This is a genomic window from Facklamia sp. HMSC062C11 (assembly GCF_001810675.1).
Lineage (GTDB): Bacteria > Bacillota > Bacilli > Lactobacillales > Aerococcaceae > Facklamia > Facklamia hominis.
In genome coordinates this window covers 17,194-36,632 of sequence record NZ_KV802391.1, presented here as the reverse complement: position 1 = coordinate 36,632, position 19,439 = coordinate 17,194, and the positions used below count along the sequence as shown (strand labels likewise).

The 19,439-nt window shown below is 41.3% G+C and carries 20 protein-coding genes and 1 pseudogene; 7 read left to right on the top strand and 14 right to left on the bottom strand.

What is annotated here, in order from left to right:
* Positions 1-50 precede the first annotated feature (50 nt).
* Positions 51-767 carry a TraX family protein gene (locus tag HMPREF2758_RS03670; RefSeq protein ID WP_070609215.1) on the top strand — a complete coding sequence of 239 codons (717 nt, stop codon included), beginning with the start codon at positions 51-53 and terminating at the stop codon, positions 765-767.
* An 83-nt stretch (positions 768-850) separates the two neighbouring features.
* Here HMPREF2758_RS03670 and HMPREF2758_RS03665 read toward each other — a convergent pair whose 3' ends face one another.
* Positions 851-1,627 (bottom strand): threonine/serine exporter family protein, encoded by a 777-nt coding sequence (locus HMPREF2758_RS03665; RefSeq protein ID WP_070609213.1) that lies wholly within the window; start codon positions 1,625-1,627, stop codon positions 851-853.
* Positions 1,628-1,797: 170 nt separating this feature from the next.
* Between HMPREF2758_RS03665 and HMPREF2758_RS03660 the strand changes: the two genes are divergently transcribed.
* Positions 1,798-2,058 carry a GNAT family N-acetyltransferase gene (locus HMPREF2758_RS03660; protein WP_016647754.1) on the top strand — a complete coding sequence of 87 codons (261 nt, stop codon included), beginning with the start codon at positions 1,798-1,800 and terminating at the stop codon, positions 2,056-2,058.
* Between the two features lie 135 nt (positions 2,059-2,193).
* Here HMPREF2758_RS03660 and HMPREF2758_RS03655 read toward each other — a convergent pair whose 3' ends face one another.
* Complete coding sequence (locus HMPREF2758_RS03655) at positions 2,194-3,159, bottom strand: asparaginase (RefSeq protein WP_070609212.1); 966 nt, start codon at positions 3,157-3,159, stop codon at positions 2,194-2,196.
* Between the two features lie 146 nt (positions 3,160-3,305).
* Here HMPREF2758_RS03655 and HMPREF2758_RS03650 point away from each other — a divergent pair, with 146 nt between their 5' ends.
* The 4 genes and pseudogenes from HMPREF2758_RS03650 to HMPREF2758_RS09010 all read left to right on the top strand — a co-directional run.
* On the top strand, positions 3,306-4,064 hold the full coding sequence (locus tag HMPREF2758_RS03650; protein ID WP_070609210.1) for an SDR family NAD(P)-dependent oxidoreductase: 759 nt from the start codon (positions 3,306-3,308) through the stop codon (positions 4,062-4,064).
* Positions 4,065-4,239: 175 nt separating this feature from the next.
* The gene (locus tag HMPREF2758_RS03645) at positions 4,240-5,664 is read left to right on the top strand and encodes a Y-family DNA polymerase (RefSeq protein WP_070609209.1); all 1,425 of its coding nucleotides are present in this window, start codon (positions 4,240-4,242) and stop codon (positions 5,662-5,664) included.
* Positions 5,661-6,059, top strand: coding sequence for a hypothetical protein (locus HMPREF2758_RS08960; protein WP_070609207.1), 399 nt, complete (start codon positions 5,661-5,663; stop codon positions 6,057-6,059). The genes HMPREF2758_RS03645 and HMPREF2758_RS08960 overlap by 4 nt, the downstream gene beginning before the upstream one ends.
* A 69-nt stretch (positions 6,060-6,128) precedes the next feature.
* Positions 6,129-6,326, top strand: a pseudogene (locus tag HMPREF2758_RS09010) (DUF5960 family protein); the annotation flags it as partial.
* A 145-nt stretch (positions 6,327-6,471) separates the two neighbouring features.
* On the opposite strand, the gene HMPREF2758_RS03630 reads toward HMPREF2758_RS09010, so the two are convergent.
* From HMPREF2758_RS03630 to HMPREF2758_RS03600, 7 genes are all read right to left on the bottom strand, one after another.
* Complete coding sequence (locus HMPREF2758_RS03630) at positions 6,472-7,629, bottom strand: ArgE/DapE family deacylase (protein ID WP_070609206.1); 1,158 nt, start codon at positions 7,627-7,629, stop codon at positions 6,472-6,474.
* A gap of 12 nt (positions 7,630-7,641) precedes the next feature.
* The gene (locus HMPREF2758_RS03625; RefSeq protein WP_070609204.1) at positions 7,642-8,910 is read right to left on the bottom strand and encodes an MFS transporter; all 1,269 of its coding nucleotides are present in this window, start codon (positions 8,908-8,910) and stop codon (positions 7,642-7,644) included.
* A 90-nt stretch (positions 8,911-9,000) separates the two neighbouring features.
* The gene (pcp, locus tag HMPREF2758_RS03620; protein WP_070609202.1) at positions 9,001-9,648 is read right to left on the bottom strand and encodes a pyroglutamyl-peptidase I; all 648 of its coding nucleotides are present in this window, start codon (positions 9,646-9,648) and stop codon (positions 9,001-9,003) included.
* 18 nt (positions 9,649-9,666) lie between these two features.
* Entirely contained in the window at positions 9,667-10,593 is a 927-nt protein-coding gene (locus HMPREF2758_RS03615; protein ID WP_070609200.1) for a mechanosensitive ion channel family protein, read from the bottom strand.
* A gap of 40 nt (positions 10,594-10,633) precedes the next feature.
* Positions 10,634-11,599 (bottom strand): serine hydrolase, encoded by a 966-nt coding sequence (locus tag HMPREF2758_RS03610; protein ID WP_070609198.1) that lies wholly within the window; start codon positions 11,597-11,599, stop codon positions 10,634-10,636.
* Positions 11,600-11,806: 207 nt separating this feature from the next.
* Positions 11,807-12,775 (bottom strand): GMP reductase, encoded by a 969-nt coding sequence (locus tag HMPREF2758_RS03605; protein ID WP_006907577.1) that lies wholly within the window; start codon positions 12,773-12,775, stop codon positions 11,807-11,809.
* A gap of 24 nt (positions 12,776-12,799) precedes the next feature.
* On the bottom strand, positions 12,800-14,311 hold the full coding sequence (locus tag HMPREF2758_RS03600) for a DUF1846 domain-containing protein (RefSeq protein WP_016647762.1): 1,512 nt from the start codon (positions 14,309-14,311) through the stop codon (positions 12,800-12,802).
* A gap of 162 nt (positions 14,312-14,473) precedes the next feature.
* On the opposite strand from HMPREF2758_RS03600, the gene HMPREF2758_RS03595 reads away from it, so the two are divergent.
* Positions 14,474-15,004 (top strand): biotin transporter BioY, encoded by a 531-nt coding sequence (locus HMPREF2758_RS03595; RefSeq protein WP_006907580.1) that lies wholly within the window; start codon positions 14,474-14,476, stop codon positions 15,002-15,004.
* Positions 15,005-15,054: 50 nt separating this feature from the next.
* Here the strand turns inward: HMPREF2758_RS03595 and HMPREF2758_RS03590 are convergent, their stop codons facing one another.
* The 5 genes from HMPREF2758_RS03590 to pip all read right to left on the bottom strand — a co-directional run bounded on the left by HMPREF2758_RS03590 (position 15,055) and on the right by pip (position 19,420).
* Complete coding sequence (locus tag HMPREF2758_RS03590) at positions 15,055-15,849, bottom strand: HAD family hydrolase (RefSeq protein ID WP_070609194.1); 795 nt, start codon at positions 15,847-15,849, stop codon at positions 15,055-15,057.
* Between the two features lie 28 nt (positions 15,850-15,877).
* Positions 15,878-16,120: a YkvA family protein gene (locus HMPREF2758_RS03585; RefSeq protein WP_016647764.1), complete on the bottom strand. Its 243-nt coding sequence runs from the start codon at positions 16,118-16,120 to the stop codon at positions 15,878-15,880.
* A gap of 88 nt (positions 16,121-16,208) precedes the next feature.
* Positions 16,209-17,198, bottom strand: a complete 990-nt coding sequence (locus tag HMPREF2758_RS03580; RefSeq protein WP_070609192.1) for an LLM class flavin-dependent oxidoreductase — start codon at positions 17,196-17,198, stop codon at positions 16,209-16,211.
* Between the two features lie 85 nt (positions 17,199-17,283).
* Positions 17,284-18,402, bottom strand: a complete 1,119-nt coding sequence (locus HMPREF2758_RS03575; RefSeq protein WP_070609190.1) for a TM2 domain-containing protein — start codon at positions 18,400-18,402, stop codon at positions 17,284-17,286.
* Between the two features lie 64 nt (positions 18,403-18,466).
* Positions 18,467-19,420 (bottom strand): prolyl aminopeptidase, encoded by a 954-nt coding sequence (gene pip / locus HMPREF2758_RS03570; protein WP_070609189.1) that lies wholly within the window; start codon positions 19,418-19,420, stop codon positions 18,467-18,469.
* Between the last annotated feature and the right edge of the window lie 19 nt (positions 19,421-19,439).

Sequence of the window (19,439 nt, the reverse complement as noted above, 5' to 3'; positions counted from 1 at the left end):
GTCTCAGTCTCTTTTTTTAAAAAGAATGGATTGAAAGGAGAAGGAGATCAATGCTAAAAATTAAGCCTTGTTTAACGAATGCTCATCTGAAGCAGATTGCACTGACTTGTATGATTATTGACCATCTAGCAGCTGCTTTAATTGCACGAGGTTATCTATTAGCTTATTGGCAAAGCCAACCACAGATTGTCGAGAGCTTAATCGGTCTTTATCCCATATTACGTAATATTGGTCGAATTGCTTTTCCACTCTACTTATTTACTCTGGTGGAAGGCTACCATCATACACATAGTTTTAAACGCTATCTAGAACGCCTATTGCTATTAGCCTTCGTCTCAGAGATTCCTTTTGATCTTGTATTATCTGGAAGGATTTGGGACTGGAGTCATCAAAATATTTTTTTTGAGCTGAGCTTATGCCTCTTATTATTTGTCAGCTTGGATCATTTTAAAAATCAGCCCCTTTGGCGAATCCTCATTTTAGGATCTTTTGCACTGATCGCCCATTTATTCGCTTTTGACTATGGTTGGAAGGGAATTATAGCAGCTAGTATTATCTTTGTGGCCCATGGTCAACAATTAAGACAAGCACTCAGCATCATTCCAGCTTTCTTTTTTGAGTATAATATGCCGATGGTCTTTTTAAGTGCTCCGATCGTCTATCTCTATAACGGCCAACGAGGTAAGCAACATTCACAATTCTACTATTGGATTTATCCGGGACATTTACTGATTCTTTTTTTACTGCAACAACTCCTTAAATACTAAATTAATACATCAACCAAAGAAGTCCTCACTCCGAAATGAATCGGAGCGAGGACTTCTTTAGTGTTTAATAGAATAAATGAACTTTAAATAAAGGAAATAACTGCCCGACAGAGAACAATTCCAATCGAATAACCGAGCGTTAATGAAGTAATAATCATGAAGGCATCAACCGCTTTGATGGAGCCAGCAAGGTTATTGCCTTTCAGAATATCCCGCATGGAATTAGTGATGGAGGTTCCTGGATAGAAGGGGATAATCATCGCCCCTAGTAAGATACTTTGATTAAGATTTTGTGGAAAATAGGCATAGATCAAACCGATAAAAAGGGTCCCAATCGCCACCGATAAAATATTATAAGAGAAGTTCGTAAAATAAATATGTTTACGAATCGACTTCATCAAAGTGAGTACGGAACCTGTTAGGATGGCTACAATAAAATCAGAAGAAGTTCCGCCAAATAAAATAACGAAAGCAGCTGCTAGAATGATATTTGTATAGTCAATCAGATCCCCATAATTGGTGGTTTTAAGTTCTTTAAGGGCGGCATAAGCCTGATCGACATCAATATTTCCCGATACATAAAGACGAGAAATATTATTAACCGCATCAATATTTTGAATATTATTGGATCGCTCATTAATCCGAACGATATTCGAGAAGTTATATTGTGACTGCTCGGTATCCGTCAGTGATAAAAATAATCCTGTCGTATTTGAGTAGGAGCCAGGTAGATTAAGGCCCGATGTTTTTAAAATACGATAAGTGGTATCTTCCACTCGATATTCTTCCGCGTTAGATTGAAGCAGAATTTTTCCAGCTAGAGAAGCCAATCGCATCACTTTTTCGTAATAGAGGCGCATCTTTGAGCTCCTTTCATCTTTTTTTACATTGTAGTAGCTAAGTGATAAACATGCAAGCTTAATTCCTTATTTTAAAGTTAAATTATTTTGAATCCGATACCAATTAGGTGTATAATAATTACAGTAGTGTAATCGATTTCATATCATTTCATATAGAAAGGAGAATTAACATGAAAATCATTGATGACGGTAGACGGCTAGCCTTATTAAATGAAAAAACAGATACTCTCGCTCAAATGGACTATCAAATAACCGCAGAGGGCGAATTATGGGTGACCCATACCTTTACCAGTCCAGACCAACGAGATCAAGGTTATGCCAGTGACTTGTTTAAGGCCTTGGTCGAAAAAGCGCAAAAGGAAAAACGCCATATTATATCAACCTGTTCTTATGTCAGTAAAAAATTAACCGAAGTGGATCAAGCATACTGAAACCATCAATTAAACACAAAAAAATGACTTGACTATAAAAACCTTATACTTCCTAGAAAAATCCGACTTCGGTGACTGGCTTGAATAATCTAGGAAAATATAAGGTTTTGGTCTATTTTTAAGGCTGAATGGCTCTTATTTGCCTTGAAAAGCTTGTTTAATTGAGACCTTTTCTTCGGCATTCAATAAAACAGCAAGTTTGATGCGCGCTTTAATCCCACTGAGACCTTGCGTAAAAATGACACCCATTTGGCTTAAGCGTTTCCCACCGCCAGGATAATCATAGATATCTTCAGTCACGCCGTTAAAGGCCCGTGAGACTAGTACGACTGGGATCTGAGCTTCCATAAATTGCTCAAGTATCGGAACAATCTGAGGTGGCAAATTACCAGCACCCAATGCCTCAATGACCAAGCCTTGATAGCCATGATCAAGCACTGCTTCAAAAAGGTCCGCTTTCATGCCGGCATAAGCCCTAAGCAAAGCAACATCTTGACTAATAGCGGTTAGATGATAATGTTCATGACGAATTAATTCTTGAAAGTAAGTAACTTGATTCTTATAGAGGATTCCGATGGGACCAAGGGTCGGGGTTTGGAAGGTGGCAAGATTGGTCGTATGGGTCTTGGTGACATAGGTTGCCGTATGGATCTCCTCATTCATCACCACCAGAACGCCTTTTTGGGCGGAATGATCTTCGCGTGCTGTAAAAATGGCACTCCTAAGATTGGCTAAGCCATCAGAGCCAATTTCATTACTCGATCGCATGGCTCCAGTAACGACAATCGGAATGGGTAGATCTAACGTTAATTCCAGGAAATAAGCCGTTTCTTCCAAGGTATCCGTTCCATGTGTAATAACAATACCATCATAGCTTTTAGCTTTTTCTTGGATCAATTGGCTAAGTTCTAGCATTTTTTCCAAGTCCATATGGGGAGAGGGAATATTCAAAAAATCCAGGACATCAATGTCGGCAAAGTTTTGTAAGAGATGACCTTGCTGGTGGATGGGATTGTCTGAAGTCGGCGATACCTTGCCAGTAGTCTGATCTTGCGACATGGCAATCGTACCGCCGGTATTGATTAAGAGTATTTTTTTCATAAGGGGACCTCCTTTTATGATTCACTTGCATTATAACCGTTTTGTAAAGCGGTAACAACAGAGCTTTTATCAAATCTTGCTGATATTTTACTTGCCTTGATTAGACAATTATTAGATAATAACGATATTAAAGGAGGAGGAATAGGATGAAAGAGTATGCCTTGATAACCGGAGCCAGCTCAGGGATTGGTCGGGAAGTCGCCTATCGTTTTGCTGAAAAATACTATAATTTAATCTTAGTCGCTAGACGACAAGACCGCTTAGATGCCTTAAAAGCTGAACTAGAGGAGAAGTATCAGGTTCAAGTTGTGGTGATCCCCTTTGATCTAAGCTTGACTGATGATTTAGCAGATTTTTATCAACAGACACGTAACTATGTGATTAAGTATTGGATCAACAATGCTGGTTTTTCTATTTCAAAAGACTTGCTTAAATTATCCGGTCAGGATATTGAACAAATGGTAAGAGTTAATGACATCGCCTTGATGACCTTATCCAACTTATATGCAGCAGATTATAAGGATCATGAAGGAGCACAGTTGGTGAATGTCTCTTCTGTGGTAGGCTATGCCTTGAGTGAGGGGAATCCCTTATACTCAGCCACCAAATTTATGGTCTCAGCTTATACCGAAGGACTGGATCACTACTTAAAAGTCAATGGACATGCTATGCGTGCGAAAGTTCTCGCTCCAGCAGCGACCGCTACAGAATTTACTCAAGTGGCCAAAGGAGAAAGCAAGCCGATCGATTATAGTCAACTTTATGACCGTTATCATACAGCAGAACAAATGGCAGGATTCCTAATCCAACTATTGGACTCCAATAAAACTGTTGCTAAAGTAAACTTAAGCAATTTCCAAATGGAGTTATTAAATCCTCAATTACCAGATCTTTACGATAATTAAAAAAGACCAATCAATTACCCAAAAAGACAACTTGCATATAAGTTGTCTTTTTTGTTTTATTAATTAAGACACTAATGATCACCCTATAAAAGCACTTATCAGACGTATTTTCAAGGAGAGCTTGACACGAACAAACGTTCGTTTTAGAATAGGTGTAGAAAAGAGGTGAATGGCTATGCCAATTATTGATTACAGCCGAGAGCCTAAATCAGATATTGCTTTCGTAGATATGAAATCCTTTTATGCGAGTGTAGAATGTGTCGATCGAGGCTTACACCCTTTAAAAACCAGTCTATGTGTGATGAGCCACTCTGATAATACCCAAGGGCTTATTTTAGCTTCTTCACCGGTTTTTAAGCGAGTCTTTGGCAAGAAGAATGTCGGACGTACCTACGATCTACCTTTTTATGTTCATAATCGTCGCTTTAACTATCGACTAGCAAAGTCAAAAGGGCAGCGAACCGATCCAGCCTATGTAGCCTTTATTGAGTCCTGGGCTAGGCGAACCTTATTTGTTCCTCCACGAATGAGCTATTATATTGAAAAGAATTTACAAATTTTGCAGATTTTCACTCGCTATACGGCGGAAGAAGATATCGTTCCTTATTCAATCGATGAGGGATTTTTAGATTTAACAGCCGTTTTAAATTACTTTATCCCAGATCCCAACATCAGTCGCCGTGATAAATTGGAGCGGGTGGCTAGCCGAATTCAAAAAGATATTTGGCAAGAATTAGGCTTAGCATCGACCATTGGACTATCAAATGCTAATCCATTACTCGCTAAATTAGCGTTAGATAATGAAGCTAAAAAAATGCCGACCATGCGAGCCAATTGGTCTTATGAAGAGGTTGAAAGTAAAGTATGGCAGATCCCATGCATGACTGATTTTTGGGGGATTGGACCTCGAACACAGAAACGACTTAATAAAATGGGGATTCATTCTATTTATGAATTGGCTCATGCGAGTCCAGAGGCTTTACAAAAGGAATTCGGGGTAATTGGCTTACAGCTCTTTTTCCATGCCAATGGCGTCGATGAGAGTAAAGCACGGGAAAAATACCATCCTAAAGGGCGAGGCATTGGTAATTCTCAGATTTTACCCCGAGACTACTATGATCAAGGTGAGATTGAATTAGTTCTATCAGAAATGGCTCAACAAGTAGCCATTCGTTTAAGGCGAGCCCAGAAAAAGACTACCTGTGTGTCGATTCAGATCGCTTATGCCCATCAAGCAGAAAAAAGACCCTTATCCGCTCAAATGAAGATCGATCCAAGTCAAGAAACCCAAAGCTTGGTTCAAGCCGTACTTTACTTGTTTCGGCAACATTACCAAGGGGATCCAGTTCGGCAAGTAGGCGTACGATATAGTCAACTCACGGATCAGGCGATCCATTACTATTCCTTATTAGATCCAGAAGATCAGGTGGATAAAAGGGAGCACCTGGATCAAGCTTTAGACCAGATCCGTCATCGCTTTGGTCATCTTGCTATTTTGCCCGCCAATTCATTAAAACAAGGATCCCGGGTGATCGCACGCAGTAAGTTGATCGGAGGGCATGCAGCAGGGGGCGCAGGGGGATTGGATGGTTTATCATGAGTGTCGATCGTTCTTATTTGAATTCCAAGGCTGCACGGCATTATCAAGATCGAAAGATGGCAAAGTGGATGGGCTTTTTCTTATCAGAGCATCAAACAGCCTTAAAAAAAGTTCCACAAGCCCAAGCCATGGACTGTCTTCCCATTGATCAAGTCTTTTTACAATTAAATCAAGCTTTTATTGGTCAATACCTTATTTCTATTACTTATAAAGTGAAACGCTTTCATAACAAAGAGCCATCCTATCAAACATCTACTGGCTATATTCAAAGCTTAGATTCAACTAAGCTGATACTTGCCTTAACAGCAACACCTAATCAACAAATCATTGATTTTATTCAGATCATATCGATTCAATTAGCAGAGGAGTCTTCGAATGAAATCACGGGCTTTTAAAAAAATGAAGTTCAGTTTGATTATTTTAGTGATAATTATCAACGCTTCGAACAGGACTTTTATGAATATTCAAAATTAGCATATCCTTTATCCTTAATTGAAGAAGATATTCTTCGAACGATGGCCGAAGGACAATGCAATTATTTTCGTATCCCACAATCTCAATCAAAGGATGGTTGGCAACATACATTTGTTTTTGAAGTGACTGTTGATCCAAAAAATCCCTTGATTCGTCGTTATTGTTATTTATACCATTATAAGGATTAAACCAAGCTGACCACCAAGGTCGGCTTTTATTTCTAATAAAAATAACATAATGTATATTATGTAAACTCAAATAAATAATTTTATTCCCTCTTACTGACTAACTTAAAAATCCAAGTCTGAGTCGACTTGGATTTGCCATAAGATGTTATTTAGTTAAAAAATGGATGGCCGTCTCTTTCAAAATCTCAATGCAGTCATAATACTCCTGCAACTCAATCCATTCATCGACAATATGGGCATTTTCTGTTAGGCCTGGACCATAAACGACCATCTGAATGTCATCGCTAATTTGACGATATCTGGATAGTTCGGTGGCTCCAGCTGTGGTTAGTACCTCAATCTTTTTATCCTTGGCTGATGCTAACAAAGCCTTGACCAGGTCGGAATCCTTAGCAGATTGAGCTGCGTCAAGGATCTGGTGATAATGAATAGATAATTCTGCATTACTAGGATCTTGATTCATTTCTTCAATCACAGATTCGAAGAGCTCACAGACTTCTTTAGTCCCAAATTCAGGCACTGATCGGACATTGCCTTGGAAGACCGCTAAGTCTGGTACCGAATTAATCTGTGATCCCCCTTCAATGGTTGAAAAGACATTTAAAGTATTCCCCATCTCGGAATTATGATACTTGGGGTCTTGGCTAATTTCATCAAAGCGTTCTTGGACTCGTAGAATGTATTTGCAAGCCGTCATAATAGCATTAACACCAAGATGAGGAGCGGATGAATGGGCCGCCTTGCCCTTGGCTGTAACTTGAAATTGAATCGAGCCTTTATTGGCATAGATGGCTTGATTGCCATTAGTCGGCTCAGGAATAATAATGGCATCCACGTCATCCAAGATTCCCTCATCGACTAAGGCCTTGGCTCCAATCATACCAATCTCTTCCCCAACCGTCCCAATAAACCAAACTTCCCCCGGAAAATCAATTTGACTTTCCTTCAGTTCAATTAAGGCGATGGCTCCAGCCGCTACGCCTGCTTTCATGTCGGCCGTTCCACGACCATACATCCGACCGTCCTCTATCTCACCAGCAAAGGGATCATGTTTCCAAGCCGATACATCACCAGTCGCCACGACATCCAGATGACCCGAAATCGCAAAAATCTTGCCTGGTTTAGACCCTTTTATTTTGGCGACAATATTTGCTCGACCTGCTTCAACCGGATAGATCGTGGATTCAATCTGATGTTGGTCAAATAGTTCCTTTAAATAACAAGCAACCGCTTCTTCTCCATCATTAATAGAAGGAAATTGAATTAGGTCGCCTAATATTTTTTGATAATCTTCTAACTTCATAAGCACACCCCTTTAATAACTTTGAGTTTGTTTGGCATGGTGGTAGCCCCATAACCAAGCTACCCCAACCAAGATTGAAATAACAATCATTATATACCAGGCAATCTGGTAACTTTGTGTCAGGTCGTAGCTTCCTGCCACGATCAATGGGCCGATAGCCGTCCCTATTTGAAAAGCCGATTGAAGAAAGCCAAAAGCCTCGCCATAGGCTTTTTTCGAATAGATTGATGCCGTTACAATTGGTAAAACAACCGTCCCCATCGATAAGCCGAGTCCAAAACAAATGGCCAGCATCCAGGGACCCCATGACGTTCCTGCAAAAAGCATAGCAAAGAAAGCGAGAGTCATTGCACTAACACCTAAAATTAAGCTAACAAACAAACCAAATCGATCCGAAATCCACCCCATTAAAAGCTTGCCAAAAATACCTATCAAAAGATAAGCTGAAACAATCACACTCGCAAACTGAAGGGGTTGAGCTTCTTGTAAAGCAGGTGGAAATTGTAGACTTGCTCCATTGACTACCCCATTTAAGATGGAACCCAGCATTAAAAGGAGAAAGAAAGCGAGTTGCCAAGATTGACCAGCAGAAATATCCAGATTAAGCGACTGAGTATCCAAGGCCTGTCGTCCTTGATCAGATGGTATCGTTGGATCTTCCGCTCCATAAGGTCGAAGACCTAGGTCAGCTGGCTTAGATCGCATTAAAAAGCCCCCACATAGAAGAGCGATAATAGCAATCAATCCCGCATAAGAAAAATAAGCCCAGCGCCAAGAAACATGGTTAATCAAATAAGTAACCATCGGTGACAAGATAAAGCCCCCAGCTGAGACTCCAGCAAAAGCAATCGAAGTGGCTAGTCCCCTTTGATGATCGAACCAATTATTAATCATCATGGTAATGGGAATAGCTGTCGTTGTAATGTAAGCAAAACCTATTACAAAGGAACAAAGATAAAATTGCCAAGGATTTTGACAAAGACCATAGCCAAAAACGCCTAGCGTAAACAAGAAAGCAAAACCTAGCCATACTCTTTTAAAATGATGCTTGAGAAGAATTTTAGAGACCATAGGACCCACAAAAATCCCGACAGCTTGAACGATAGTCGTATTCAATGAGAATTGACTCCGAGAAAAGCCAAGATCCTGCGTAACAGCAATTTGCCAAGTGTTCGACAAAGAATTGACGATCGGAGCATATACCGCCAAAATTAAAGTCGCTGCAAGTAAAATGACCCACGCGTAATGAACTTTGAAGCTCGAGCGCTTGTTATGAGACAAGATAAATCACCCTTTCTAAGGAGTTTCGACAAATGATATTAAAAATCAAACTTGATTGTAAACGTTTTAACTTTTGAGGAACAGATCTGACTAATGGTTCTGTCCACCAGATACCTTTAAGTCGACCTGATCATGGTAATTGACAATCGCTCCAATCGCCGCTTCCATTCCCAACACCATTTGATCAAGCGTCAGACTTGGTAAATGGGGCCGGTCGATCACTTGCTGCGTCAAATAAGGTAAATGAACAAAGCCCGCATGCGTCTTTAAATAACGCGTATGTGTCAAATATAAGGCTTGATACATCAGGTGGTTACAGACATAAGTTCCTGCTGAATTGGAGACTTGACTTGGCACCCCTGCTTCCTTCATCGCAGCTACCATCGCCTTAATAGGAAGTTGGCTAAAATAAGCAGCCTGTCCCTTTGATTGAATCGCTTGGTCAATCGGTTGGGCTGCTTGATTATCCGGAATGCGTGCATCGTCTAGATTAATTGCCACCCGTTCTGGTGTCACTGCCGCTCGTCCACCAGCTTGACCCAGACAGACAATATAATCATAAACAGCTTGATTTAAGGCTTGACTTAAAACCTGGGCTGAACTATGAAAGGCGGTCGGCACCATAAGTGTTGTAATCCTAGCCCCATGGATGGTCTTCGGAAGAGCCTTCATCACTTCCAAGGAAGAATTAATGGGCTCCTTATCAAAGGGCTCAAAGGCTGTTATTAATAAATTCATGATTTTAGCTCCTCAATTCTAGTCCGCTGCGTGATCGGTTTGAACTTGATAATCAGTAGGATTGTTGACAGGTAGGACGATGCCAGCCTGATGGAAGGCTTCCACCAAGGCTCGACGATACTGCCCCTGAACCGAGACTAAATCATCGTAATCTCTCACCCACAATTGGATCCGATAGTAAGTTCGATTGGACCCATCCGTAAAGAGTCCCGGTTGTACAAATCGCTTAATCACTCGTTTATCCTCTAAGAAAAGATCCTCGTAAACTTGATGAGCTAGTTGGTTCATCGCTTCAAACGGGGAATCCCCATTGACAAAAAAGTCTAGCTGAATCCGAGCCTCATCCTTGGAAAAGTTGGCAACGGTTGAGATATCCCCATTACTTAAATAATGGTAAGCGCCATCATAATCCTTAATAACCGTTGTTCGGACAGAAAATTTGCGGATAGTGCCTGAAATTTGATTAATGGTAACCAGGTCACCGATTCGATATTGGTCCTCCAGAAGAATAAAGAATCCAGCGATACAATCACTGACAAGGTCTTTAGCCCCAATCCCTAAGGCGATTGACAACATCCCTACCCCAGCGACCAACGTGGAAACCGGTACCCCTAGAATCGAAAAAGCAGAATAAATCAATAAGAAGTAATAGAAAAACTTATAAATACTATTAATAATTCCGTGCAGGGTTTTCTTACGAGCGCTATAACGATCAGGGGTGGATGCCTTAGTAAAATACCGGTCGGTTAACCAGATAATGAATCGATAGGTTAAAGTAAATAAGACAAAAACCAGAACTAAATCAATCCCCTTAGAGATGAGATGGGTCCAAAAGCTTTCACTTTGCAGGTATCGAATCAGATGATTAACTTCTTTATTACTAAGTAAGTCTGAATTTTTGACAATTTCGTTGGCCGCTGAGCCAATTTCATTTGGGCTAGTCATTAGAAACTCCTTTCCAGTGCTGAACACTCATCTTAATAAGCTAGTCTGAAACAATTTGATAGATATCTTTTGAGATCTGTCCAATCATCCTTTCATTGGGAGATTCAGTAAGAATCGTTAACAAATAAGGTTCATGCCCCTCTACCAAGGCCACAGAATGATAATAGGTTCCCTCCCAAGACCCTATCTTTTGATAGGTATTAACGGGCAACACATCGATAAAACGGCCATCCCAGGCGGTCTTATCCAAGGATTCAAAGCCCCATTGTTCATCTTGTTGATACAAATAGCGAAATAGTTGGTTAATCTGTTGGGCTGACATATCCCAGGACCAGGTCTTTTCTTGGTAGACTTTTTTCACAAAACGGTCGAAGGCTTTTTGTTGTGGCTTGGCAATATAATACATCAGCATATCAGCCGCAATATTATCGGACTCAGCCATGGTACGATGTACCAGGTCTTTCAAGCTATAGGATTTACCAGAGAGTTTTTCACGTTTGAGACTGCCTGAACCACTCGCAGGATAGGACAGCGATTGGTCCAATACAACGGGATCATACTTAAAGCGATCGTTCCAGGATAAGTCGCCCTTTGCGACAAGATCTTGACAAAAAGCCACAAAAGCAATCTTAGGAATGGATTGAGCGGAAACAGCTTGGTCAGACCTCAGACCCGCTCGTAGATTAGGATCCAAATCTAAAAAACAAAAATCAACATAAACTGACTTTTTCTGATAGCGTTCAAGGTAGCGGTCAATATCCTTGAGTTGTTGTTGAACACGCCAGTCTTGTTTTTTGGCTTGAATGGCTTCCTTAAGAGTTGATTGTTGTTTAGCAGAATGCTTGAGGGCTTCTTTTTGGTCATCGGTCAACTGATTAGCCTTAGCCGTAACATTAGCCTTAGTCACGGACGCTTGTGCCACTATCAATTGACCAAACACGCTAGACCACAGGCTGACAATCATGATAAAAAATGTAAAACGACGGAAATTTGAACTACGAGACACGGCTGAGACTCCTTTATTACTAATCATCCCTCATCTTTTAATATAAGAAAAAGGCCTTATCAATCATTCGAATAAATCTGATTCTTTAGCGAATGATTGCTCTTAAAGTCTAACGATCTTAGCCTCTAAAATCAAGACCCCCTCCCCTAATAAAAAAGGCGATAACCCCCTAGAGGGCATCGCCTTAAAGCGGATAGGTGAGACTTTTTAGTCCCCATTATAAATCGTTGGCACAATATTATAATCAACGGTTCGGATAGCCCCAATATCACGACCACCCGCATAAGAAATCGATGACTGTAAATCTTCTTCCATCTCTTTTAAGGTATCAAAAATTGATCCTCGACTCGGCAAGAGAATTTTCTTCCCTTCGACATTCCGATAAATCCCCTTTTGGAATTGTGAGGCAGAGCCAAAGTATTCCTTGTAGGTCACGCCATCTTCTTGGCTCGTTTCACCAGGGGATTCTTCATGGGCCGCTAAAAGCGAACCAATCATGACCATATCCGCACCAAAACGGTAAGACTTAGCAATATCGCCATGGGTCCGGATGCCTCCATCCGCGATAATCGGCTTACGGGCTGTTTTGGAACAGAGACGAATGGCTGATAATTGCCAGCCGGCTGTTCCAAAGCCGGTCTTAATCTTGGTAATACATACACGCCCCGGTCCTACCCCCACTTTGGTAGCATCCGCCCCAGCATTTTCTAAATCTCGAACGGCAGCTGGTGTAGCAATATTTCCCGCAATAACAAAGGTTTTAGGCAAGTTCTTTTTGATGTAGCGAATCATTTGAATGACATAATCAGAGTGACCATGGGCCACATCGATTGTAATATAATCAACTGGATAATTAGCTGCCTTCAATTCATCAATAAAATGATATTCATCATCCTTAATACCCACCGAGATCGATGCATAAAGGCCTAACTCATGCATCTTCTTCACAAAATCCAGTCGTTTCTCTGGCTCAAAGCGATGCATAATATAAAAATAACCCGCTTGAGCCAACTTAATGGCTAATTCTTCATTTAGGACCGTCTGCATATTGGCTGGAACAACCGGAATCTTAAAGCGTCTTGGTCCAAATTGAACAGAGGGATCACACTCACTACGGCTCTTAACAATGCACTTATTCGGGATCAATTGGACTTGTTCATAATCAAAAGTGTTCATGGTATAACTCCTTTATAAATTGAATTAATGACTAAGGTCAAAATGACTATCAAATACAGGGTCACAGGTAATATCAATACCCAATTGCAATAATTGACGTCGGGTATCTTGCGATAAAATTACCGTCGAATGGGCTCGGGTATCGCGTAATTTAGCCAGTTGCTTGTAGGCAAGCTGGGCTGTCGGGTTGGTCACAGCTGAGATCGCTAAGGCGATTAACAATTCATTCAGCGATAGAATGGAGTGGCGTGATTCAAGGGTCTGAGCCTTGAGATTTTGGATGGTCTCTAACACCATAGGAGCGAGTAAGTCGATCTGGTCACCAATACCAGCCAACTCTTTTAAGGCATTCATCAAGGCAGCTCCGGAAGCATCCATCAAAGAAGTGGTCCGACCTGTAATAAAGCTACCATCGTGTAATTCAATGGCTAAAACAGAAACCGGTTCTTCCGCTTGTGTCCGCTCTTGAACCTCCTTACCATATTGATGAGCATAGTAAACGCAACGCCGATCATCCGTCTTTAAGTTAGAATCTTCTAGGATCAAATGCATCTTAGACCGAACGGATTCATCCGCCAAGCCCATTTTATAATCTTGTTCTACTTGGAAGTAGCGGCGAATAATTTCTTGCTGAGCCGCTTCTTTAACGACCTCTTCATCAATAATACCCGCCTTAATACAATTTACGCCCATATCCGTTGGTGACTGATATTGGGTAGCGACTGAAGCGGTATTGGCTAATATCCGCTTAATAACTGGAAACATGACCATGTCTCGATTATAATTAACCGCCATTTCCTGATAAGCATCGATGTGATAAGAATCAAGAACATTAATATCATTAAGATCAACGGTCGCCGCTTCATAGGCCACATTTACCGGATGCTTTAATGGCAGATTCCAGACTGGGAAGGTTTCAAATTTGGCATAAGTAGCCTTCACCCCATGAGCTTGTTCATGATAGATTTGATTCAAGCAGGTGGCTAATTTACCTGAACCGGCTCCAGGTCCCGTCACAATCACCAGTGGCTTACTGGTTGGTATATAAGCATTCTTCGCAAAACCTTGCTCTGAGAATAAAAGATCTAGATCGGTTGGATAACCTGGAATCGCTTCGTGGGTGTAAACCTTAATACCGCGGTTTTCCAAATTCTTCTTAAAAGCGAATGCACTCTTTTGACCACTATAACGGGTTAACAGTACCGAATTCACTTGAATTTCTAGTTCATTGTACTCTTCAATCAAACGCAAAACATCTTGATCATAGGTAATGCCATAATCCCCTCTTACCTTATTATGCTCGATATCTTCGGCATAAATACAGATGATAATTTCTGCTCGGTCTTTCATTTCTTTTAAGAGGGTTAACTTCACATCTTCATCATAACCAGGCAAAACACGCTTAGCGTGTTTATCGCCAATCAATTTTCCACCGAATTCAAGATAGAGCTTATCGATTCCTTCTAAACGTTGATAAATATACTTGGATTGTTCCTTGAGGTATTTATCATTATCAAAACCGATTTTTTGTCCCATAGATGATCCCTTCCTTTATACACAAGTTCCAGATTGTATTTTACCAAAATTCTAACTAGAAAAAAGCTTTATTCGATAATTTTATCAAATACTTGTCAACTTATTTTAAAAAACGGTTGACTAATCGGAAGAAAAAGGTATCTTTTAACCAGGAGGTAAATTATGACAACGAAAGATTTAACTTATGGCGCTCTAGGCATTGGCTTGCTGACAATAGCTTCACAGCTATCCTTTCATCTAGGGCCAATCCCCTTTACCTGCCAGACCCTCGCCGTATTTATCCTGGCTTTATTGTATCCCCTTCGCTTGTTTTTGTGCCTATATGGTGTCTATTTATTGATGGGACTCATTGGATTACCCGTCTTTGCTAATTTTTCAGGTGGCGTTGGCTACCTTCTATCCCCTTCATTTGGCTTTTTACTGGCTTTCTTGCTAGCTGGCGTAATCATCGCTTACTATCGAGACCGAGGAAAATCGACTCTCCTCGCCCTATTACTTGCTCAAGTGATCATCTATCTCATCGGCTTAACCTATATGGCCTGGATCCTGAATGGCCATCTAGCTAAAGGCTTAAACTTTAAGCAAATCTTGCAATTGGGCTGCCTGCCCTTTATTCCAGGAGATCTAGTGAAAGCCTGGCTAGCCTATCGAATCAGCCAAATCTTATCCCCTCAGCTTCATTTCTCCCACTAATTAAATAGAGAGTGAGTTTGACTAAGGACAGTCGACTCACTCTCTTTATTTTAGGCTTGAATCAATCGCAGACATTCCTCAATGACACCCTGTCCATAGGCAGCTTTAGCAATGGAATCAGCTTGCAACTGAAGCTCTAGGATGGCATTAGCCACCGCAAAACCATGACCAGCCGCTTGGATCATAGGAAGGTCATTTTCACCATCTCCAACAGCGAGAACCTCCTGAGGGGCCAATTGCAGATACTGAGCAATCCACTTAAGGGCATTGCCCTTGTCCACTTGACGACTCACAATATCCATGGCCCAATCTTCAAAACAATGATAGTGATAATGAGGGCCTAAATTATTAGCTAAGGCATAAAGGCGACTGAGTCCAACGCCACTATTGGGGTCCGCAAGAAAAACCTTATCAACTTTTAATTCCTGCCAATCTCGGGCTACTATTGGCCGATAAATCTGAGTACTCAAATTAGCCGGATTGGGTTTTTGAATAAAGTCCGTTAGATTAGCTGCATATTCCACTCCATCGACTACATAGATAACACTTATCCCCATGGACTGAGCAATCTCAATCAAGGGACGTAAGGGACCTAGGGCCATCTTAAAACAATGGATTTTTTGGCCTTTTTGCATAATGACCGCTCCATTTGAGCTCGCATAGGGTAGATCAATATTTAAAGCATCGATAAAGGGCTGAACCGACTGATTCGACCGCCCAGTAGCTAACGTGAATTTGATTCCTCGTTCCTCCAATGTCTGCCTAAAATTATCAAATCCTACAGGCAGCTGTTTCATCGGATCCAAGAGGGTATCATCTAAATCACAAATGATTAATTTATACATGACTGCTCCTTCATAAGCACTCCTGCTACTATTGCTTAACAGAGGCAGGAAGACGCTGAATAACTTGATTAATCGCCCAATGAGCGATCAAAAGATCATCTAACCAGGCAAAGGGACCTAGGAAGTCCGGTAGTAAATCCGTGGGAAGGATGATATAGCCAATGGTCAAGAGGATCACCCCTCTCAAGGGCCACGAAGTATCCGGAGCCACCAGGGCTCTAAAAAATAAAGGTAATTTTTCGAAAAGTGTTAAGGGACGTTTTTTGAACATCTAATCATTCCTTTCATTGTCTAAAGCCTCATTGCTTATGACTAATATTAAAGGAAATAAGATGTTAAAACATCCATCTCAAGTTGGATTATTTTAAGGCCTGATGCAATAACTCATAAGACCGTAACCTTGCTTTTTGATCTGGAATCGGACTATAAATCATCAATTCATCGATACCAAATTCCTTAATCTCATCTTCTAAGATCGCCTTGACTTGGTCCGGTGTCCCTTTGATCATAAAATGCCTTTGATAATAACTATCGATGAGGGCTTGATCCTTCAATGAAAATGAATACTCTTGCGCAGCCTTTGGACTTAATAGAGGCTGTGATAGATCGCTGGCTCGTTGAATTTCCATGGGTTTAGCCAGATAGTCAGCCTCTTCCGGACTATCCGCACAAATAATCAGATAGGATACCATGACCCGAGGATCTGAGAAGAAGTCGGATGGCTTAAAATTCTTCCGATATTGAGCAAATACATCCGCATCCACATTCAAGGCAAACCAACGGGCAAAGGAGTAGCCTAACCCCATCTTTCCAGTCTGGATGGCGGAGTTACCTGAAGAACCCAACATCCAAGGCTGAGCAGGCTGGCCGACTGCCTCCGGGATAGCCTTGACTTGCCCATAAAAGGCACTCGGCTTTTGGTCCATCATATAATCAAGGATAACTTGCGCTTTCTCATAAAGATAGTCAAAAGAAATAGGATTCCCTGAAGCCAAGGCAATCATCCCTGCCTGGTCAGCTCCTGGGGCTCGACCTATTCCTAAATCAATTCGACCCGGAGCTAAAAGGCTTAAAGTCTTAAACCACTCAGCCACCTTCAAGGGAGAGTAGTTAACGATCATCGTGCCTCCTGTTCCCAAACGGATCGACTGGGTCTTAGCGGCCAAGTATGCGATCAAAATTTCAGGACTAGAACTCGCATTATTAACCATTCCATGATGTTCCGACGCCCAATAACGATCATAGCCCATCTCTTCTAAAGCCTGAACCATCTCGATGGTCTTTTGGTAACGGTCAAGCGTCGTTTCTCCCTGTTCCAAGGGAAGTAGATCATGAATTCCTAATTGCATGATATCATCCTTTCTACATCTCTACATCAAAGTATCTTCGTTAATGAACTGACAGGCCTTTAATGAGACGACCAATTAGACCACCTTAATACTGCGTATATTGGTTGTAATAGTCTTCAACCACACTGAAGATCGTCGTAGGCAACAAGGTTTTTAGCAGTTGAAGATCTGTCCCACTCGATAAGCGACTTTGTTCAATGTATTGACTGAGCAAAAGATTCTCACTCAAATTATAAATCGATTGAAGAATTAACTTCATCGGACCTGAGAGCACCTGTTCTTGGTAGAAATTCAAGAGATAGCTAAAGGAAGGGTCCGCCAACAATTCCTGATGTGCGACTAGTTCTGTTCCAATCAAGTTAATTAACTCTTTGAAATGACTGACCAATTCTCGTCGAGTCAGCTCATTCGTCCATAACTCATCGGAAGCTGGTTGAACTGCTTCAATGGCCTTAATATGAGTCGGATAGAGTTCATATTCCTGAATATCAGCTTGGGTCAAATCTAAATGCCCTTTTGAAGTTGAAGCCGTTGCTTCCGCTTCTAAATGAACCATATCTTTTAAGGGATAGGTTCCCGCTAAGTCTTGCGGTTCTTGAGTTTCTTTTGCTTGCGAGCTTTCCGCTTGCAAATCAGACAAATTGAGACTAATGGAGATCGTCTCTGGATTGACAGGCGCCTGCTCGTCTTCTTCTGCTTGTTGATCTACTTGATCAAGGTAAGTCTTTTCCACTGGTTGATCACTGTCTAGCGGGTCAAGATCGATATTTCGCTCCTCAAAAACATCCTTGGGCTTAATAATTAAACGATTATCATCCTCTTCTTGTGAGCGTTCTTGAGAACGAGAATCTCGAGATCGACTTCGAGTCCCATAATCAGATGACTTGGGAGTGTGCGTATTGGCAGGTGGCTCACCCACTTCCTTATTCAAGTAGGTAAAGGACATGATCAAATAAATCAAGCCTTCCAATACAAAACAAGCATACCAAACCATCAGCGGTATCCAACTAAGCTTCCAACCAACAAGGCCCAAGCCAATAGTGATCAAGAGAGTCAGGAAGAATCTCCGATCTTGTTTGACATAGAGCCGGTGGTAACCTAAAGGCCCCACCAAGAAGCAAAGAAGTGCCGCAAATGCCGGCGATTTTAACTGCTTGCGAAATGTCTGAGGGCTAATCAATAGGAAATTAAATATTGCTTTCATAATTCACCGATCCTTATCATCCATTTAATACATCACCTATTATAACAAGGATTGTTTAATTTCCCTAGTAAAAAAATCCCTTTTCCTGCGAATAATGGTCTAACAAACGGACAATCTGCTGAAACATCGGGGGATCATAGGGACTATGGCCTGCTTCTTCAACAATAAATAACTTGGCTTGGTCTAGAGCTTGAGCGAGTTCATAGGCACCGCTTAAACGACAATCCACATCATAACGGCCATGAACAATCGCGCAGGGAATCGCTTGAATGGGAGCTAGATGGTTAAGCAGATAATTATCTTCTTGCCAGAAGAGCCCATTGGCAAAATAATGGGCTTCCAGTAAGGCAATCGACTGGTCAGATGGCGTTAATTCACACGATAAATTCTTATCGGGTAATAAATGAACCAATCCCGCTTCCCAGTCTGCCCAAGCCTTAGCTGCTTGGCGAGCTTGATCTTGGTCACCACTGGTTAGCCGTTGATAATAAGCTTGGACCAAATGATCTTGATGGGCAGGATCGATATGATTTTTAAAGGCGGCAAATTCCTCTGGATAAAATTGACCAGCACCCCCTTCATACAACCAATCAATATCACATTGACGTCCGAGAAAGATGCCTCTTAATAAGAGAGCTTCAACTCGCTCAGGATGGTGAATGGCATATAAGAGAGCTAAAGTTGAACCATAAGAACCGCCAAAGAGAATCCATTTTTCAAGGCCTAGCTGGCTTCTTAATACTTCCATATCCTCAACGGAAGCCTGAGGCGTATTATGATGCAGACTTAAAAAGGGACGACTCTTTCCAGTACCACGTTGGTCGAAAAGAATAAGGTGATATTTTTCAGGATCAAAGAATTGACGACACTGGGGCGTGATCGATCCACCAGGTCCCCCATGTAAAAAGACAACGGCTTGTCCTTCAGGATTACCAGCCTCTTCGACATAAAGCTCATGACCATCTGCAACCCTTAGGTAAAATTGCCGATAGACGGGACAATCATAACGGTATTTCATGAATGTATTTCCTTTCAAA

Bases quoted from the DNA above. Each gene is read 5' to 3' on its own strand.
- HMPREF2758_RS03670 (WP_070609215.1), top strand. From the start codon at position 51: ATGCTAAAAATTAAGCCTTGTTTAACGAATGCTCATCTGAAGCAGATT.
- HMPREF2758_RS03665 (WP_070609213.1), bottom strand. From the start codon at position 1,627: ATGCGCCTCTATTACGAAAAAGTGATGCGATTGGCTTCTCTAGCTGGA.
- HMPREF2758_RS03660 (WP_016647754.1), top strand. From the start codon at position 1,798: ATGAAAATCATTGATGACGGTAGACGGCTAGCCTTATTAAATGAAAAA.
- HMPREF2758_RS03655 (WP_070609212.1), bottom strand. From the start codon at position 3,159: ATGAAAAAAATACTCTTAATCAATACCGGCGGTACGATTGCCATGTCG.
- HMPREF2758_RS03650 (WP_070609210.1), top strand. From the start codon at position 3,306: ATGAAAGAGTATGCCTTGATAACCGGAGCCAGCTCAGGGATTGGTCGG.
- HMPREF2758_RS03645 (WP_070609209.1), top strand. From the start codon at position 4,240: ATGCCAATTATTGATTACAGCCGAGAGCCTAAATCAGATATTGCTTTC.
- HMPREF2758_RS08960 (WP_070609207.1), top strand. From the start codon at position 5,661: ATGAGTGTCGATCGTTCTTATTTGAATTCCAAGGCTGCACGGCATTAT.
- HMPREF2758_RS03630 (WP_070609206.1), bottom strand. From the start codon at position 7,629: ATGAAGTTAGAAGATTATCAAAAAATATTAGGCGACCTAATTCAATTT.
- pcp (WP_070609202.1), bottom strand. From the start codon at position 9,648: ATGAATTTATTAATAACAGCCTTTGAGCCCTTTGATAAGGAGCCCATT.
- HMPREF2758_RS03615 (WP_070609200.1), bottom strand. From the start codon at position 10,593: ATGACTAGCCCAAATGAAATTGGCTCAGCGGCCAACGAAATTGTCAAA.
- HMPREF2758_RS03605 (WP_006907577.1), bottom strand. From the start codon at position 12,775: ATGAACACTTTTGATTATGAACAAGTCCAATTGATCCCGAATAAGTGC.
- HMPREF2758_RS03600 (WP_016647762.1), bottom strand. From the start codon at position 14,311: ATGGGACAAAAAATCGGTTTTGATAATGATAAATACCTCAAGGAACAA.
- HMPREF2758_RS03595 (WP_006907580.1), top strand. From the start codon at position 14,474: ATGACAACGAAAGATTTAACTTATGGCGCTCTAGGCATTGGCTTGCTG.
- HMPREF2758_RS03590 (WP_070609194.1), bottom strand. From the start codon at position 15,849: ATGTATAAATTAATCATTTGTGATTTAGATGATACCCTCTTGGATCCG.
- HMPREF2758_RS03585 (WP_016647764.1), bottom strand. From the start codon at position 16,120: ATGTTCAAAAAACGTCCCTTAACACTTTTCGAAAAATTACCTTTATTT.
- HMPREF2758_RS03580 (WP_070609192.1), bottom strand. From the start codon at position 17,198: ATGCAATTAGGAATTCATGATCTACTTCCCTTGGAACAGGGAGAAACG.
- HMPREF2758_RS03575 (WP_070609190.1), bottom strand. From the start codon at position 18,402: ATGAAAGCAATATTTAATTTCCTATTGATTAGCCCTCAGACATTTCGC.
- pip (WP_070609189.1), bottom strand. From the start codon at position 19,420: ATGAAATACCGTTATGATTGTCCCGTCTATCGGCAATTTTACCTAAGG.